This window comes from Achromobacter sp. HZ01, assembly GCF_003267925.1.
Taxonomy (GTDB): domain Bacteria; phylum Pseudomonadota; class Gammaproteobacteria; order Burkholderiales; family Burkholderiaceae_B; genus Achromobacter; species Achromobacter pulmonis_A.
The window spans coordinates 425,510-442,620 of sequence record NZ_LWKV01000003.1 but is presented as its reverse complement, the minus strand read 5'-3'; the positions used below and the strand labels follow the sequence as shown (position 1 = coordinate 442,620).

The window sequence follows — 17,111 nt, the reverse complement described above, 5'->3', positions numbered from 1 at the left end:
ATCCGGCGCGCGCCCCCCTCAGTCCGGCTGCGCGCCGCAAGTATTACTATCACGGCCAAGCGCCGTCTGCCAAACTCGATCCCAATGCAGGCGGCCAGCCGGAGAGCCCTCATGATCGACCATCTGGACCACCTGGTCCTGACCTGCACCGACCCGGAAGCCACAGTGGATTTCTACACCCGTATCCTGGGCATGCGCCTGGAAACTTTCGGGGAAGGCCGGCAGGCGTTGCGTTTCGGCAACCAGAAGATCAACCTGCACGTGCGCGGCCGCGAGTTCGAACCCAAGGCCCATCTGCCGGTGCCGGGCGCGCTGGACCTGTGCTTCATCGCCGATCGCCCGCTGGATGAAGTCATCGAGCGGCTGCGCCAGGCCGGCGCCGCCATCATCGAAGGCCCGGTGCCGCGCACCGGGGCCACCGGCAAGATCCGCTCGGTGTACCTGCGCGACCCCGACCTGAACCTGATCGAGATTTCCGAGCTGCTGCCCTAGGGCTGTTCCGCCTGCGGCGGGCCGGATTCGCCGAACACCACGCGGCGGAAGAATCCGGCCAGCACGGCCTCGGTCATCTCCGGGGTGACGGCCTGCGGATCGAAGGCATAGCTGAACTGCATGCCGTCCGACAGGGCCAGCAGGCCCAGCGCCAGCTGTTCGGCCGGCAGCGGCAAAGGCGTGCCGACGCGGGCCGAAAACTGGCGGATGTATTCGGTGGTGGCCTCGCGCAGCTCGCGCATACAGGTCGCGAAACCGACGCGGAACTCCGGGTCGCGGGCGGCCTGCAGCTTGGCTTCCATCCACAGCAGGAAGCAATCGTTCTCGCGGTAGTGCGTGGAGTAATACTCCAGCACCCGCGCCTCCATCTGCGCACGCGACTCGCCGTCCTCGAAGATGGCGCGCATGTCGGCCATCACGCTTTCGTGGTCGCGCTTGAGCAGCTGCAGGAAGAGCTCGGACTTGCTGGAGAAATTGGAATAGAACGCCCCGCGCGTGTACCCCGCCTGCTCGGCGATGTCCTCGACGCTGGCGGCCACGAACCCCTTGGCAAGAAAAATCGATTGCGCAGCGTCGAGCAGACGCTGCCGCGTCTGGTCACGGCTTTGCTCTCGCGTAAGACGGACTTTTGACATGGCGGCAAGTTTAGCATCGGACGCAGTTTCGGATTCACAATTGAATCCAGATACATTGATGTATTAGAATCCAGGCCGTATCGGCCGGTAGCGGCCGCCTGTTTCTCCGCGCCGCGAGGTGTTCCGTGAATTGCCCTGGCCCAGGCCTGCGCCGTGCCGCCCCCGGCGCGGCGCCCTTTTCCCCGAGTACCCATTTGCTGCGGCTGCCCGCCGCCGCGCTGCTGGCGCTTGCGCTTGCCGGCTGCGGACGCGAGCCGGCGCCCGCGCCGGCGCCGCGCCCGGTCGTCGCCATGCCGGCCCAGGCCGACGAACGCCTGCCGGCCTGGACCCTGCCCGGCGAAGTCCAGGCGCGCTACAGCACGCCGCTGTCGTTTCGCGTGGGCGGCAAGATCGTCGAACGCGCGGTCAGGCTGGGCGACGCGGTCGAACCCGGCCAGGTCGTGGCCAGGCTCGATCCCGCCGACGCCAGCAAGAACGCGGCCAGCGCCCGCGCCCAATTGACCGCCGCCCAGCACCAGCTGGACTATGCGCGCCGGCAGCTCGACCGCGACCGCGCCCAGGCGCGCGAAAACCTGATCGCCACGACCCAACTGGAACAGACCCGCAACGCCTACGCCGCGGCGCTGGCGCAACGCGACCAGGCCGCGCAGCAGGCGGGGCTGGCGGCCGACCAGCTCGAATACACGACGCTGCGGGCCGACCATGCCGGCGTCATCACCGCCGAGCAGGCCGACACCGGCCAGAACGTGGCCGCCGGCCAACCGGTGTACAGCCTGGCCTGGTCCGGCGACATCGACGCCATCTGCGACGTGCCGGAAAGCGTGCTGGCGGGCCTGGAGATCGGGCAACAGGCCAGCGTCACGCTCGGCCCCCTGCCCGGCCGCAGCTTTGCCGCCGTGCTGCGCGAAATATCGCCGGCCGCCGATCCGCGCAGCCGCACCTATCGCGCCAAGCTCACGCTGCAGGCGCCCACCCCGGACGTGCGCCTGGGCATGACGGCCAATATCCGTTTCGACAACCCGGCCGGCGACGGGCCGCCCACGTATACGCTGCCGGCCACCGCGCTGTTCCATGACGGCCCCGCGCCCGCGGTGTGGGTCGTCAGGCAGGGCGAAGACACGCTGGAGCTGCGCCGCGTCGAGGTGCTGCGCTTCGACGCGCGCACCGTGACCCTGGCCGGCGGCCTGCAGGCCGGCGAACGCGTGGTGTGGCAGGGCGTGCATACCGTGTCCGCCGGCGAAAAAGTACGCCCGGTGGCGCCGCTGCATCCCGAGGACCACGCCTCATGAGCGCGCCGGGCCACGAGGAAGGCCGCTTCAACCTCTCGGCCTGGGCGCTGCGCCACCAGCCGCTGGTGATATTCATCATCACGCTGGTGACGCTGTTCGGCGTGCTGTCCTACTCCCGGCTGGCGCAATCGGAAGACCCGCCCTTCACGTTCCGGGTCATGGTGATCAAGACGATGTGGCCCGGCGCCACCGCCCGCCAGGTGCAGGAACAGGTCACCGACCGCATCGCCAGGAAACTGCAGGAAGCCGCCAACACCGACTTCCTGCGCAGCTATTCGCGGCCCGGCGAGTCGCTGATCTTCTACACCATGAAGGACTCGGCGCCGGCCGGCACCGTGGCCGACCAGTGGTACCAGATCCGCAAGAAGGTCGGGGATATTTCGGCCACGCTGCCGCCCGGCGTACAGGGCCCCTTCTTCAACGACGAATTCGGCGACGTCTACACCAACATCTACACCCTGCAGGGCGACGGCTTCACGCCCGCGCAGCTGCGCGACTACGCCGACAAGCTGCGCACGGTGCTGCTGCGCGTGCCCGGCGTGGCCAAGGTGGATTACTTCGGCGAGCAGCCCGAACACGTCTACATCGAGATCTCCAATACCCGGCTGAGCCGGCTGGGCGTGTCGCCGCAGCAGATCGCGCAGGCCATCAACAGCCAGAACGCCGTCACCGCCGCCGGCACCCTGACCACCGCCGACGACCGCGTCTTCGTGCGCCCCACCGGCCAGTACGACAGCCCGCAGGCCCTGGCCGACACGCTGATCCGCATCGACGGCAAGTCGCTGCGGCTGGGCGACATCGCCACCATCCGCCGCGGCTACGACGACCCGCCCGTGGAGCAGATGCGCCTGGGCGGACGCCTGGCGCTGGGCATCGGCATCACCATGCAGCCCGGCCAGGACGTGGTCCACCTGGGCCGCGCGCTGAGCGCCAGGTTCGGCGAGCTGCAGGCGCAGCTGCCGGCGGGCCTGACCCTGAAGGAAGTCTCCAGCATGCCGCGGGCGGTGTCGCATTCGGTCGACGAATTCCTGCGCTCGGTGGCCGAAGCGGTCGCCATCGTGCTGATCGTGAGCCTGGTCTCGCTGGGGCTGCGCACCGGCATGGTGGTGGTGATTTCGATTCCGGTGGTGCTGGCCGTCACGGCGCTCTTCATGGAGATGTTCGGCATCGGCCTGCACAAGGTGTCGCTGGGCACGCTGGTGCTGGCCCTGGGCCTGCTGGTGGACGACGCCATCATCGCCGTCGAGATGATGGCGGTGAAACTGGAACAGGGCTGGAGCCGCGCGCGCGCGGCCGCGTTCGCCTACACCAGCACCGCCTTTCCCATGCTGACCGGCACGCTGGTGACGGTGGCGGGCTTTCTGCCGATCGCGCTGGCCAAGTCCAGCACCGGCGAATACACCCGCTCCATCTTCCAGGTCTCGGCCATCGCGCTGATCGTCTCGTGGTTCGCCGCCGTGGTGCTGATTCCGCTGCTGGGCTATCGCCTGCTGCCCGAGCGCAAGCGCGAAGCCCACCTGCCCGAGGACCACGAACACGACATCTACGACACCGGCTTTTACCGGCGGCTGCGGCGCTGGGTCGCCTGGTGCGTGGAGCGCCGCTACCTGGTGCTGGGCGGCACGGTCGCGGCCTTCGCGCTGGCGATGGCCGGCTTCGGGCTGGTGCCGCAGCAGTTCTTCCCCAGCTCCGACCGCAGCGAACTGCTGGTGGACCTGCGCCTGCAGGAAGGCGCCTCGTTCGACGCCACGCTGCGCCAGGTGGAACGGCTGGAACAGGCGTTGCAGGGCCGTCCCGAGATCGAGCATTCGGTCAGCTACGTCGGCGCCGGCGCGCCGCGCTTCTACCTGCCGCTGGACCAGCAGCTGGCCACGCCCAACTTCGCCCAGCTGGTCATCACCACCCATTCGGTGGAAGACCGCGAAAAGCTGGCGCAATGGCTGCAGCCCATGCTGCGCGAAAAATTCCCGGCCATCCGCAGCCGCCTGTCGCGGCTGGAGAACGGGCCGCCGGTGGGCTTCCAGGTGCAGTTCCGCGTCAGCGGCGACCAGATCGCCGACGTGCGCGCGGTGGCCGAGCAGGTGGCCGCCGAAGTCCGCGCCGACGCGCGCTCGACCAATGTGCAGTTCGATTGGGACGAACCCTCCGAGCGCTCGGTGCGCTTCGAGATCGACCAGCAGAAGGCGCGCGAACTGGGCGTGAGCTCCAGCGACATTTCCGACTTCCTCGCCATGACGCTGTCGGGCTACGCGGTGACGCAATACCGCGAACGCGACAAGCTGATCACCGTCAGCCTGCGCGCGCCGCGCGACGAACGGGTCGACCCCGCGCGCCTGGCCACGCTGGCCATGCCCACGCCCAACGGCCCGGTGCCGCTGGGCAGCCTGGGCCAGGTGCGCTACGACCTGGAATACGGCGTCATCTGGGAACGCGACCGCCAGCCCACCATCACGGTGCAGGCCGACGTGCTGGGCGACGCCCAGGGCATCGACGTCACCCGCGCCATCGACGCCCGGCTCGACAAACTGCGCGCCGGCCTGCCGGTGGGCTACCGCATCGAAGTGGGCGGGCCGGTGGAGGAAAGCGGCAAGGGCCAGTCGTCCATCAACGCGCAGATGCCGCTGATGGCGGTGGCCGTGCTGACGCTGCTGATGGTGCAGCTGCAGAGTTTCGCGCGGGTGCTCATGGTGGTGCTGACCGCCCCGCTCGGGCTGATCGGCGTGGTCGCCGCGCTGCTGCTGTTCGGCAAGCCGTTCGGCTTCGTGGCCATGCTGGGCGTGATCGCCATGTTCGGCATCATCATGCGCAACTCGGTCATCCTGGTGGACCAGATCGAACAGGACATCGCCGCCGGCCACAAGCGCGTGGACGCCATCGTCGGCGCCACGGTGCGGCGCTTCCGGCCCATCACGCTGACGGCCGCGGCCGCCGTGCTGGCGCTGATCCCGCTGTTGCGCAGCAACTTCTTCGGCCCGATGGCCACCGCCCTCATGGGCGGCATCACCAGCGCCACGGTGCTGACGCTGTTCTTCCTGCCGGCGCTGTATGCGGCCTGGTTCCGCGTGCGCCGCGACGAGCGCGACGAACCCGCGGGCGTGCCGCCCGGCGCCAACGCCGGCGATACCGTGGAGCGCGGAGCATGACGATGCCACGAACCCCGATCCGTCCCGCCGTCCTGGCGCTGCTGCTGGCCCTGGGCGGCTGCGCCTTCGCGCCCGACGGCAAGCCGCCGGCCGTGACGCAGCCCGCGCAATACGGCGTGGCCCCCACGCCGGCCGCCGGCGCCACGGCCCAGGGCGTGGCGCAGCGCTTCGAACACGGCGCGCGGCCGGTGCCCGAATGGTGGAAGCGCTACGGCTCCGCGGCGCTGGACGCGCTGGTGCAGGAAGGCCTGGCCAACAGTCCCGACCTGGCCGCGGCCGAGCGCAACCTGGCCGGCGCGCGCGAACAGCTGCGCGGCCAGGTCAATTCGTCGCTGATGCCGGCCGTGGACGCCGGCGCCGACGCCACGCGCCGGCGCGCGCTCACCATGCCCAACCTGCCGGAGCCCACGGCCCGCTACAACGTCTTCACCGGCCAGGTGCAGGCCCGCTACGACCTGGACCTGTTCGGCGCGGCGCGCTTCGCCAACCTGTCGCTGACGGCGCAGTTCGCGCAGCAGGCGTTCCAGCTCGAATCCGCGCGGCGCGCACTGGCCGGCAATATCGTCACCGGCGCCATCTCCGCCTCGGCGCTGGCGCAGCGCGTGGCCTTGAACGAAAAGCAGGCGCTGCTGGCGCGGCAGGTGGCGCGCGATACGCAACGCCGCTACGAGCTGGGCGCGGCCTCGCAGAACGACGCGCTCGACGCCGACCAGGACGCCGCCGCGCTGGAAGCCGCGCTGCCGATGCTGCGGGCGCGCTGGCACGCCACGCGCCATGCGCTGGCCGTGCTGCTGGGCCGCAACCCCGACCAGGCGCCGCCCGACCTGGATTTCGACAGCCTGGCCGTGCCGCAGCAGGTGCCGGTGGTGGTGCCGTCCGAACTGCTGGCCTCGCGCCCGGACATTCTGCTGGCCGACGCCGTGGTGCAGGCCGCCGCGGCCGACGTGGGCGCGGCCACCGCGCAGCTCTTTCCCAGCCTGTCGCTGTCGGCCTCCATGGGCCAGGCCGGCTTCAACTGGCCCGCGGCCATGTCGGGCGCCGGCGCGATATGGGCCGTGGGCGCCTCGCTCACGCAGCCGCTGTTCCACGGCGGCGCGCTGCTGGCCGAACGCGATGCGGCCAAGGAGCGCTACCAGGCCTCGCTGCTGCAATACCGGCAGACGGTGCTGATGGCGTTCCGGGACGTGGCCGACACGCTGTCGCGGCTGGAGGGCGGCGGCCAGGCGCTGGCTTCGGCCGAAGCCTCGCGGCAGGCGGCCGGACAGTCCTACCGCAACACGGCCAGCCGCGTGCGGCTGGGCGCGCTGCCGCCCTACACCGAATACGCGGCCGAGCAGCATTACGTCGCCGCCCGGCTGCGCGAACTCGATTACGCCGAGGCGCGCCTGACCGAAACGGCGGCGCTGTTCCAGGCCATGGGCTCGCCCGCGAGCCCCGCGCCGGTCAGCGCTTCCCCAGCAGCCGCTTCACCAGGCTGACCGCGCCCAGCACCACGGCCCCGGCCGCCATGCCGAACAAGGCGTTGAGCAGGGTCGAGACCAGCGCCGCGGCCACGCCGCCGCCCACCGCGGAAGCGGCGTGTTCGATCGCGGCCGACACCGGCGCGATGCCATGGGTCAGGATGGCGCCGCCGACCATGAACATGGCCGCCGTGCCCACCACCGACAGCGTCTTCATCAGATAGGGCGCGGCCCCGACGATGCGCCGGCCCAGCCAGGCCAGGGCCTGCGAGGACTTGCGGCTGAGGTACAGGCCCAGGTCGTCGAGCTTGACGATGCCGGCGACCAGGCCGTAGACGCCCACCGTCATGGCGATGGCGATGATGGACAGCACCAGCACCTGGCGCGTGAAGTCGGCGTCGGCCACCGCGCCCAGGCTGATGACGATGATTTCCGCCGACAGGATGAAGTCGGTGCGCACCGCGCCCTTGATCTTGTCGCGCTCGAACGCCACCATGTCGACCGCCTGGTCCTGCAGGGCCTCGGCCCGGGCCGCATGGTTGCCTTCGGGCGAATCGCCGTGCGGCAGGTATTTGTGGGCCAGCTTCTCCACGCCCTCGTAGCACAGGAACGCGCCGCCCAGCATCAGCAGCGGCGTGATCGCCCAGGGCGCGAAGGCGCTGATGAGCAGCGCCGCCGGAACCAGGATCAGCTTGTTGACGAACGAGCCCTTGGCGACCGCCCAGACCACCGACAGTTCGCGGTCAACCGGCACCCCGGTGACCTGCTGCGCGTTCAACGCCAGGTCGTCGCCCAGCACGCCGGCGGTTTTCTTGGCCGCCACCTTGGTCATGACGGAGACGTCATCCAGGATGGTGGCGATATCGTCGAACAACGCGAAGAAACTGCTTCCGGCCATCGGCAGACCCCTGTCCTCGTAAGGTTTTCCGAGTGTACAGGCGGCGCACCGCCGCGCGTATGGCCGTTTTCATTCCTTTTGTGTCCGGATCGGCATGGCCGGCGGCCGCCCCGGCAGCCTAAGCTTCAGGGTTCCCGTCCCAGGAGATTGCCATGCTCGCCCTGCGCCCCACCTGCGAACACTGCGACGCCGCGCTGCCGCCGGCCTCCACCCAGGCCCGGATATGCAGCTTCGAATGCACGTTCTGCGCCGATTGCGCCGAAGGCCTGCTGGGCAACGTCTGCCCCAATTGCGGCGGCGGCTTCGCGCCCCGGCCGGTGCGGCCGGCCGGCGACCGCAAGGGCGGCAACTACCTGGGCCGGTATCCGGCCAGCCAGGAACGCCGGCACCGGCCGGTGGACCTGGCCGCGCATGCGGCGCTGCGCCGCAGCCTGGAAGGCGTTGCGCCCGAGGAGCGCTAGCGCGTTTCGATGCGGGCCCACCTGCCGCGTCGTCAGCCTGCCGCCTGCCCGCCACAGCACGCGCCGCCGTCGCCGGAACCGTTCTCGAACAGGATGTTGTTTTCGAGGTGGATGTGCGCCATCAGGTCTTCCTTGAAGGCGCGGATGCCGAGGTACAGCGCGCGCCAGGTGTTGCACGCGGCGCGCGGCAAGGTCGCGTTGTTGGTCAGGGCCAGCAGGCGTTCCAGCGCCACGCCGTGGTCGTCGTGCTCCATGCGCATGACGCGGATCGGCATGGTGGCCATGGCGCCGTGGCCGCGGGCCAGCATCGGGAACAGCACCTGTTCCTCTTTCTGCATATGGCTTTCGAGTTCCTGCTGCATGACGCGCAGGTGGTCGGCCAGGCCGGCGGGGCAGTCGGGGCTGTCGGCGTGCACCTGCTCGACCTTCAGCGCCAGGCGCATCAGTTCGGGCAGCTGGCGGCGATGAACCTCGTGATAGCGCTGCACGATGTGGTCGATCAGGTCGGCCGGCGTGGCCAGGCCCCAGTCCGTTTCGGTGGACGGGTTCCTGGCCAGTTCGGCCAGGCGCGCTTCGATCTGCGCCACGTCCAGCGAACGCTGGGCCGCGGCCTCGGCCAGGCTTTTCTTGCCGCCGCAGCAGAAGTCCAGCTCATATTCGTGAAAGACCTGGGTGGCGCCAGGAATGCTGCGGGCCAACTGCCCCAGGGATTGCTCAACCAAGCTCATCGTATTCTCCAGTGTGCGTAACGGGTAACTGGAATAGAGCGAAATCCGTGCCAGGAAAAACTTGTTATTTATCAATTGCCTGCAATTTAATGGGTGAATATCACCCTATCGGTTCTGGGTAATAATCACCCTCGGCGGTAGAATTCACCCCATGCAAAACCTCCTGCTCGCCGATCTGGTCGTAGACCTGCCTCCCGCCATCCGCCTGCAGCGGCTGGTCTCCAGCCTGCGCACGCATTTCCGCTGCGGCGCGGTGGCGCTGCTGCAACTGGAAGAAGACCACCTGCGCCCGGTCGCGGTGGACGGGCTGACCCAGGACGCGCTGGGGCGCCGCTTCGCGGTGCAGCAGCACCCGCGGCTGGCCGCCATCCTGGCGCGGCGCGGGGTCACCTGTTTCCACCACGACAGCACCCTGCCCGATCCCTACGACGGCCTGATCAACGGCATGGCTGGCGAACCGCTGCCGGTGCACGACTGCATGGGCACCAGCCTGCACACCGAGGGCCGGCCCTGGGGCGTGCTGACGCTGGACGCGCTGGAGGTGGGCACCTTCGACGCCGAGGCCCAGGCCGACCTGCGCGACTACATCGTGCTGCTGGAAGCGGCGCTTCGCACCACCCGGCTGGAAGCCGAGATCCGCGCGCTGCGCGTGGCGCGCGGCGCCGAACCGGCCGACAGCGCCGCGCTCGACGGCAACGAGATCCTGGGGCAGAGCGAATCCATCGGCCGGCTGCTGCACGAGATCGAAGTGGTGGCCGATTCCGAGCTGCCCATCCTGCTGCTGGGCGAGACCGGCGTGGGCAAGGAGCTGTTCGCGCACCGCGTGCACCGCCTCTCGCGCCGCCGCGACAAGCCGCTGGTCCACGTGAACTGCGCCGCGCTGCCCGAATCGCTGGCCGAGAGCGAACTGTTCGGTCACGCCAAGGGCGCCTTCTCCGGCGCGGTCACCGACCGCCCCGGCCGCTTCGAGGCCGCCAACGGCGGCACATTGTTCCTGGACGAAGTGGGCGAACTGCCGCTGCTGGTGCAGGCCAAGCTGCTGCGCACCCTGCAGAACGGCGAAATCCAGCGCCTGGGCGACGACCGCCCGCGCCGGGTGGACGTGCGCATCGTGGCCGCCACCAACCGCAGCCTGCGCGACCTGGTGCAGGCGGGCGATTTCCGCGCCGACCTCTATCACCGACTGTCGGTCTACCCGATCCCGATCCCGCCGCTGCGCGACCGCGGCAACGACGTGCTGCTGCTGGCGGGCCGCTACCTGGAGCTGAACCGTGCGCGCCTGGGCCTGCGCAGCCTGAGGCTGTCGGCCGAGGCCGAGGAAGTCATGCGCCGCTACCGCTGGCCGGGCAACGTGCGCGAGCTGGAGCACGTCATCAGCCGCGCCGCCATCAAGGCCGTCAGCCACGGCGCCAGCCGCAATGAAATCGTGACCCTGGGCGCCAAGCTGCTGGACCTGGCCGACGGCGACATGCCGTCGCCGCCGCCGGAAGACGACGCGGATTCCGACGCGCACGCCGCCGGCGTGACGCAGCCGCTGCGCGCCGCCGTCGACGCCTGCCAGCGCCAGGCGATCCGCCGCGCGCTGCAGGCGCACCAGGGCAACTGGGCCAACGCCGCGCGCGCGCTGGAGGTGGACCCGAGCAACCTGCACAAGCTGGCGCGGCGTATCGGGTTGAAGGGGTGAGGGTCTGAGGCGGCCCCTGCCGCCATCTACCCGCCCATCCCCGTGCTATCCAGAATCGCCTCGCGGAACTCCGTCATCAACGGCGACCAGGTGGTGTCGTGGCGCGAAATCAGCGCGATGTGGCGCTGCAGGGGCCGGCCCAGCGCGACCGGCAGCACCGCGATGCTGCGCTCGGCGTCCAGCGCGCTTTGCGGCGCGACCGCCAGCAGGTCCGAGCCGGCCAGGAGCGCGAGCGTGCCTTTGGAGAAATGCTCCACCTCGAGCGCGGCCGTCGGCAGGCCCAGGCCGGCTTCGGCATAGCGCGCGTCCAGCGCCTTGCGCGCGATGGAGCTGGAAGCCGGCAGTATCCAGCGCTGTCCCTGCAGATCGCGCAGCGACAATTTGCGGCGCGCGGCCAGGGGATGCTTGCGACTGGCCGCCACGCACAACTGGTCCTCGATGATGGGCTCCTGCAGCAGCGCCGCCGGCGCGGGCGCATAGACCGGCGTCACCGCCAGGTCCAGCCGGCCGCTGGCCACCTGTTCGTTCAGGTCGTCGGACAGGCCCTGGGTCAGCTCGATGCGCAGGGCCGGACGGCGCGGCAGCAGCAGGCGCAGCGCCGGCATCACGAAGCTGTCCACCGTGGCGCCGGTCGCGCCCACGCGCAGCAGTCCGGCCGCGCCCACCCGCAACTCCATCGCGTGCCTGACCGCGTCGCGATACTCGGCCCACAGCTTGCGCGCGTGCTCCAGGAACACCAGGCCCGCCGAGGTCAGGCGCAGGCCGCGCCCGCCGCGGTCCAGCAGCGCCAGGCCGGTGTCGGCCTCCAGGCGCTGCAGCGACTTGGACAGCGCCGGCTGGCTGATGTCGCAGGCCGCCGCGGCGCGGCCCAGGTTGCCGTGTTCCACGGCCGCCAGGAAGTATTCGATGTCACGCAGCGACAGGTTCATGAATATTATTTATGGGAATTCATACCTTCAGGAATATTACGCCAAGCGCCCCGACCTAGAATTTCCGTCGTAACCGAAAAAAAACAGAGGGTGCAGCGCGTGGCAAACAAGCCCAACATCGTACTGATCGTGGCCGACAACCTGGGATGGGGAGAACTGGGCTGCTATGGCGGCGGCGCCCTGCGCGGCGCGCCCACGCCGCACATCGACCATCTCGCCGCCGAAGGCCTGCTGCTGCAGAACTTCAACGTGGAAAGCGACTGCGTGCCGACCCGCTCCGCGCTGATGAGCGGCCGCCATCCGATCCGCACCGGCTGCCTGCAATCGGTGCCTCCCGGGCTGCCGCAGGGGCTGGCGCGCGACGAAATCACGCTGGCGCAGCAGCTGTCGGCGCAGGGCTACGCCACCGCGCACTATGGCAAATGGCACCTGGGCGACATCCCCGGCCGCTACCCCAGCGACCGCGGCTTCGACGAGTGGTACGGCATTCCGCGCACCACCGACGAGAGCCAGTTCACGTCCTCGATCGGTTTCGATCCCGCGGTCGCCGACATCCCGCACATCATGCAGGGGCAGGCCGGCTCGCCCTCGGAAAACGTGAAGGTCTACGACCTGGACACGCGCCGCGGGATCGACGCCGAACTGGTCGAGCGCTCCATCGGCTTCATGCGCAGGCACGCGCAGGCCGCGCGCCCCTTCTTCCTGTACCTGCCGCTGGTGCACCTGCATTTCCCCACCCTGCCGCACCCGGATTTCGCCGGACGCACCGGGGCCGGCGACTTCGCCGACTCCATGGTGGAAATGGACCACCGCGTGGGCCAGATTTCGCACGCGGTGGACGAGCTGGGCCTGCGCGACGATACCGTCTTCATCTTCTGCAGCGACAACGGCCCCGAGTTCCGCAAGCCGTACCGCGGCACCGCCGGCCCCTGGACCGGCACCTACCATACGGCCATGGAAGGCAGCCTGCGCGTGCCCTTCATCATCCGCTGGCCCGGCAAGGTCGAGCCGGGCCGGGTCTCCAACGAGATCGTGCACGTTACCGACCTGTACACCACGCTGTCGCGCATCGGCGGCGCGCCGATTCCGCAGGACCGGCCCATCGACGGCGTGGACCAGACCGACTTCTTCACCGGCGCCAGCCCGGCCTCGGCGCGCGAGGGCTTTCTGTTCTACATCAAGAACGACCTGCGCGCGGTCAAGTGGCGCGACTGGAAACTGCATTTCTACTGGGAGCCGGAGGTCAACGAAGGCAAGGGCAAGCTGGAGTCGCCCTATCTGTTCAACCTGAAGCAGGACCCCAAGGAAGAGAGCGACATCCTCATCTTCAACACCTGGGTGCTCGGCCCCATTCTGAAAATGGTGCAGGCGTTCAACCAGTCGTGCCTCGCCCACCCGAACACGCCGCCCGGCAAGCCGGACCCCAGCTGAAGGCCCGGGCGGAACCGCCAACACAACACAAGAAAAGCATCAGGGGAATACCATGAAGTTCGTCATCCGTTGCGGCGCGCTGCTGTTCGGCGCCGCAGCCTTCGCCGCCGCCGGCGCGGCGCAGGCCGGGCTGGACTGGCCCGCCAGGCAGATCACCTGGGTCGTGGGCTTCGTGCCCGGCGGCACCGCCGACGTCCTGACCCGCATCGCCGCCCAGGAACTGGCGCGGCAAAGCGGGCTGAACGTGATCGTGGAAAACCGTCCGGGCGCGGCCGGCGCCATCGCGCTGCAGCTGGTGGCGCGCAGCAAGCCGGAAGACGGCTATCTGCTGACCGTGCCGGGGCCGCTGGTCTACCCCACGCCGCAGCCGCGGATCGGCCATGAACTGTCGCCCGTCATCCTGATGGCCGAAGGCCCCATGGTCATCGTCGGACCGGCCAAAAACGCGCGCGCCACGCTGCAGGACGTGCTGGCCGACGCCAGGCGCCGGCCCGAAGCGTGGAGCTACGGCAGCTCGGGCAACGGCACTTCGCAGAACCTGGCCGGCGAACTGCTGAACCAGTATGCCGGCACGCGCATGGTGCACGTGCCCTACAAGGGCGGCGGACAGGCGGTGTCGGACGTGGCCGGCGGCCAGATTCCGCTGGCGATACTGGGCTCGGCCCCCGTCATGCCACAGATCAAGGCCGGCGCGCTCAAGGCCTACGCGGTCACCACGCCGTACCGCCTGAAGAGCCTGCCCGACGTGCCCACGGTGGAGGAAACCGGCTTCAAGGGCTACGCCGCCACGCAATGGTTCTCGGTCGCCGCCGCCAACAGCATCCCGGCGGCGCAGCTGGAACAGGTGAACGCGGCGCTGCGTGCCGCCATCGCCACCCCGGAATTCAAGGCCGCCGTCGACAACGCCGGCATGATCGCCGGCGGCGGCTCGCCGGCCGACCTGCAGAAATTCATCGAGGCCGACGACGCCAAGTGGAAGAAGCTGCTCGACAGCGGCGCGGTCAAGCTGCAGAACTGAAGCAGGCGCTTCAGCTCATGTAGACGCCGCCGTTGATCGCGTAGTTCGCGCCGGTGACGAAAGCGGCCTCGTCCGAGGCCAGCCACGCGCACAGCCCGGCCAGGTCCTGGGCGGTGCCCAGGCGGCCGACCGGCACGCTTTCGACGATGCGGTCCAGCAGCGCCGGCGGGAAGGCCTTGACCGTGTCGTCGGCGATGAAGCCCGGCGACACCAGGTTGACGGTCACGCCGCGCGCGGCCACTTCCTGCGCCAGCGAGCGCGTGAAGCCGATGACCGCGCCCTTGGCCGTGGCGTAGTTGATCTGGCCGATCTGGCCTTTCTCGGCCGCCACCGAACCGATGTTGATGATGCGGCCCCAGCCGCGGTCGGCCATGCTGTCGACCACCTGCTTGGTGCTGTTGAACAGCGTGTCCAGGTTGCTGCGCAGCACCGCCGACCAGTCGGCGTGGCTCATCTGGCGGAAACGCATGTCCAGCATGGCGCCGGCGTTGTTGACCAGCACGTCGATCTCGCCGACCTCGCGCCGCACCTTGGCGAAGGCCGCCTCGGTCGAGGCCCAGTCGGTGGCGTCGCCCTCGGAGGCGATGAAGTCGTAGCCCAGCGACTTCTGTTCCTTCAGCCAGTGGTCCTTGCGCGTGGAGCGCGGGCCGCAGCCCGCCACCACACGGTGTCCCGCAAGGTGCAGCGCCTGGCAGATCGCGGTGCCGGTGTGGCCCATTCCGCTGGTGACATAAGCAATGCGCAAAGCCATGACAAGTCCTCAGGAAGTTTGACCCACTAGCGGGAACAGGCCGAACGCCAGCGCGGCGGCCAGCATCACCAGGCAGACCATGGTGGCCCACTTCAGCGAATAGCGCTGGTGGTCGCCGAAGTCGACGCCGGCCAGGCCCACCAGCAGGTAGGTGGAAGGAACCAGGGGGCTGAGCAGGTGCACGGGCTGGCCGACCAGCGAGGCGCGCGCCATCTCGACCGCGGAAATTCCGTAGCCCTGCGCCGCTTCGCTCAGGATCGGCAGCACGCCGAAGTAGAAAGCGTCGTTGGACATGAAGAAGGTGAAGGGCAGGCTCACCAGCGCGGTGATGCCGGCCAGGTACGGCCCCATCGCGTCCGGGATCACCGCCAGCAGGCTGCGCGACATGGCCTCGACCATGCCGGTGCCCGACAGGATGCCGGTGAAGATGCCGGCCGCGAAGATCAGCGACACCACCGACAGCACGTTGCCGGCGTGCTGCGTCACGCGGCGGCGCTGCTCGGCCAGGTCGGGGTAGTTGATGACCAGCGCGATCGCGAAGGCGATCATGAACAGCACCGGCAGCGGCAGCACGCCCAGGATCAGGCTCACCATCAGCGCCAGCGTCAGGCCGGCGTTCACCCACAGCAGGCGCGGACGGCGCAGGTCGTGGTCGACCTCGATCTCGGGCAGCGTCTTGGGACCGTCCTCGTCGTAGCCCGCGTGCAGCGACGCGCCCTCGGGCAGCGACAGCACGCCCAGGCGGCGGCGTTCGCGCAGCCCCAGGCAGAACGCCAGGACCAGGATGGCGACGATGGCCACGCCCATCACCGGCACCAGCGGCACGAAAATGTCGCCGGCGTCCACGTGCAGCGCGCTGGCCGCGCGCGCCGTGGGCCCGCCCCAGGGCGTCAGGTTCATGACGCCGCTGGCCAGCATGGCCAGGCAGGTCATGGCCAATGCGTTCATTTTCAGACGCCGGTACAGCGGCAGCATCGAGGCCACCACGATCATGTAGGTGGTCGAGCCGTCGCCGTCCAGCGAGATCACCAGCGCCAGCACGGTCGTGCCCACCACGATCTTCAGCGGATCGCCCTTCACCGCGCGCAGGATGCGGCCCACGATGGGGTCGAACAGGCCGGCGTCGATCATGACGCCGAAATACAGGATGGCGAACATCAGCATCACGCCGGTCGGCGCGATCTTGCGGATGCCGTCCAGCATCATCTTGTCTATGCCCGCCCCGAAGCCGCCCAGCAAGGCAAAAAGAATGGGAACAAGAATGAGCGCCACCAGGGGCGACAGGCGCTTGGTCATGATCAGCGTCATGAACGTGATCACCATGCCGAAGCCAAGCAGGGTCAATAGCATGAGGGTTATCTCCGACTCGTCGTTGTTATGCGAGGCAGCCTCCGGCGGGGGAAGCTGGACCGCAAGACTAGAAACTAAAGCTGTCGACAACCTGTCTTTTTCGTGGCGGACGCTGGTCCGTCCCCCTGAATCTCCGTGCGACAATTCCCGCCATGCGCATACTGGTGATCGAAGACGACGAGGACCTGGCCGACGCCATCGTGCGCCGGCTGCGCCGGCTCGGCCATGCGGTCGACAGCCAGAACGACGGCCTGAGCGCCGACGGCGTACTGCAATACGAGACCTTCGACCTGGTCATCCTGGACATCGGCCTGCCGCGCATGTCGGGCTTCGACATCCTGCTGCGCCTGCGCGACCGGGGCAGCAAGACGCCGGTGCTGGCGCTGACCGCGCGCATCGACATCGAAGACCGGGTCCACGCCCTGGATACCGGCGCCGACGACTACCTCGCCAAGCCCTTCGATTTCCGCGAGCTGGAGGCGCGCTGCCGCGCCCTCTTGCGCCGGCCCGCGGCCCAGGCCGCGGGCGTGCTGCGCTTCGGCGAACTGGCCATCGACAGCGCCGCGCGCCAGGTCACGCTGGGCGGACGGCGCATCGAACTGCCCAAGCGCGAATACAGCCTGCTGGAGATCCTGCTGGCCGGCATGAACCGCAGCGTCAGCAAGGCCGAAATCGCCAGCAAGCTGTTCGCCTTCGACGACGACGCCGCCCCCAACGCCATCGAGGTCTACATCGCCCGCCTGCGCCGCAAGCTCGAAGGCACGCCGCTGCGCATCGAAACGCAGCGCGGCACCGGCTACCTGCTGACGGCGGTCGGCGAGGCGGCCGACGATTCCGAGTAG

General features: G+C 69.3%; 15 protein-coding genes. 9 read left to right on the top strand and 6 right to left on the bottom strand.

Annotated features, from left to right (window positions below; all coding sequences use genetic code 11):
* Nucleotides 1-111: 111 nt before the first annotated feature.
* Nucleotides 112-492: a VOC family protein gene (locus A6B37_RS18135; protein ID WP_102774334.1), complete on the top strand. Its 381-nt coding sequence runs from the start codon at nt 112-114 to the stop codon at nt 490-492.
* Here the strand turns inward: A6B37_RS18135 and A6B37_RS18130 are convergent.
* Nucleotides 489-1,127: a TetR/AcrR family transcriptional regulator gene (locus A6B37_RS18130; RefSeq protein WP_102774333.1), complete on the bottom strand. Its 639-nt coding sequence runs from the start codon at nt 1,125-1,127 to the stop codon at nt 489-491. The genes A6B37_RS18135 and A6B37_RS18130 overlap by 4 nt on opposite strands.
* Before the next feature lie 194 nt (nt 1,128-1,321).
* Between A6B37_RS18130 and A6B37_RS18125 the strand changes: the two genes are divergently transcribed.
* The 3 genes from A6B37_RS18125 to A6B37_RS18115 are packed head-to-tail and all read left to right on the top strand — an operon-like array spanning nt 1,322 to nt 7,037.
* Nucleotides 1,322-2,416: an efflux RND transporter periplasmic adaptor subunit gene (locus A6B37_RS18125; protein WP_348639092.1), complete on the top strand. Its 1,095-nt coding sequence runs from the start codon at nt 1,322-1,324 to the stop codon at nt 2,414-2,416.
* The gene (locus A6B37_RS18120; RefSeq protein ID WP_111826540.1) at nt 2,413-5,559 is read left to right on the top strand and encodes an efflux RND transporter permease subunit; all 3,147 of its coding nucleotides are present in this window, start codon (nt 2,413-2,415) and stop codon (nt 5,557-5,559) included. Before A6B37_RS18125 ends, A6B37_RS18120 begins: the two co-directional genes overlap by 4 nt.
* A gap of 2 nt (nt 5,560-5,561) precedes the next feature.
* Nucleotides 5,562-7,037 (top strand): efflux transporter outer membrane subunit, encoded by a 1,476-nt coding sequence (locus tag A6B37_RS18115; protein ID WP_111826539.1) that lies wholly within the window; start codon nt 5,562-5,564, stop codon nt 7,035-7,037.
* On the opposite strand, the gene A6B37_RS18110 is transcribed toward A6B37_RS18115, so the two are convergent.
* Nucleotides 7,003-7,917, bottom strand: coding sequence for a DUF808 domain-containing protein (locus tag A6B37_RS18110; RefSeq protein WP_102774329.1), 915 nt, complete (start codon nt 7,915-7,917; stop codon nt 7,003-7,005). The genes A6B37_RS18115 and A6B37_RS18110 overlap by 35 nt on opposite strands.
* A 152-nt stretch (nt 7,918-8,069) precedes the next feature.
* Here A6B37_RS18110 and A6B37_RS18105 point away from each other — a divergent pair, with 152 nt between their 5' ends.
* Nucleotides 8,070-8,378: a DUF1272 domain-containing protein gene (locus tag A6B37_RS18105; protein WP_111826538.1), complete on the top strand. Its 309-nt coding sequence runs from the start codon at nt 8,070-8,072 to the stop codon at nt 8,376-8,378.
* Between the two features lie 32 nt (nt 8,379-8,410).
* On the opposite strand, the gene ytfE is transcribed toward A6B37_RS18105, so the two are convergent.
* Nucleotides 8,411-9,106, bottom strand: coding sequence for an iron-sulfur cluster repair protein YtfE (gene ytfE / locus A6B37_RS18100; RefSeq protein WP_102774327.1), 696 nt, complete (start codon nt 9,104-9,106; stop codon nt 8,411-8,413).
* Nucleotides 9,107-9,257: 151 nt separating this feature from the next.
* On the opposite strand from ytfE, the gene norR reads away from it, so the two are divergent.
* Nucleotides 9,258-10,790 (top strand): nitric oxide reductase transcriptional regulator NorR, encoded by a 1,533-nt coding sequence (gene norR / locus A6B37_RS18095; RefSeq protein WP_102774326.1) that lies wholly within the window; start codon nt 9,258-9,260, stop codon nt 10,788-10,790.
* 26 nt (nt 10,791-10,816) lie between these two features.
* Here the strand turns inward: norR and A6B37_RS18090 are convergent, their stop codons facing one another.
* Nucleotides 10,817-11,719 (bottom strand): LysR family transcriptional regulator, encoded by a 903-nt coding sequence (locus tag A6B37_RS18090; RefSeq protein WP_111826537.1) that lies wholly within the window; start codon nt 11,717-11,719, stop codon nt 10,817-10,819.
* A gap of 99 nt (nt 11,720-11,818) precedes the next feature.
* Here A6B37_RS18090 and A6B37_RS18085 point away from each other — a divergent pair, with 99 nt between their 5' ends.
* A complete protein-coding gene (locus A6B37_RS18085; RefSeq protein WP_111826691.1) occupies nt 11,819-13,150 on the top strand; it encodes an arylsulfatase in 1,332 nt (443 codons plus the stop codon).
* A 52-nt stretch (nt 13,151-13,202) separates the two neighbouring features.
* Complete coding sequence (locus tag A6B37_RS18080) at nt 13,203-14,168, top strand: tripartite tricarboxylate transporter substrate binding protein (RefSeq protein ID WP_111826536.1); 966 nt, start codon at nt 13,203-13,205, stop codon at nt 14,166-14,168.
* 10 nt (nt 14,169-14,178) lie between these two features.
* Here A6B37_RS18080 and A6B37_RS18075 read toward each other — a convergent pair whose 3' ends face one another.
* Together A6B37_RS18075 and A6B37_RS18070 are read right to left on the bottom strand one after the other, a co-directional pair.
* A complete protein-coding gene (locus A6B37_RS18075; protein ID WP_102774323.1) occupies nt 14,179-14,919 on the bottom strand; it encodes an SDR family oxidoreductase in 741 nt (246 codons plus the stop codon).
* A gap of 9 nt (nt 14,920-14,928) precedes the next feature.
* A complete protein-coding gene (locus A6B37_RS18070) occupies nt 14,929-16,269 on the bottom strand; it encodes a CitMHS family transporter (protein WP_102774322.1) in 1,341 nt (446 codons plus the stop codon).
* 152 nt (nt 16,270-16,421) lie between these two features.
* Between A6B37_RS18070 and A6B37_RS18065 the strand changes: the two genes are divergently transcribed.
* Nucleotides 16,422-17,111 (top strand): response regulator transcription factor, encoded by a 690-nt coding sequence (locus A6B37_RS18065; RefSeq protein ID WP_102774321.1) that lies wholly within the window; start codon nt 16,422-16,424, stop codon nt 17,109-17,111.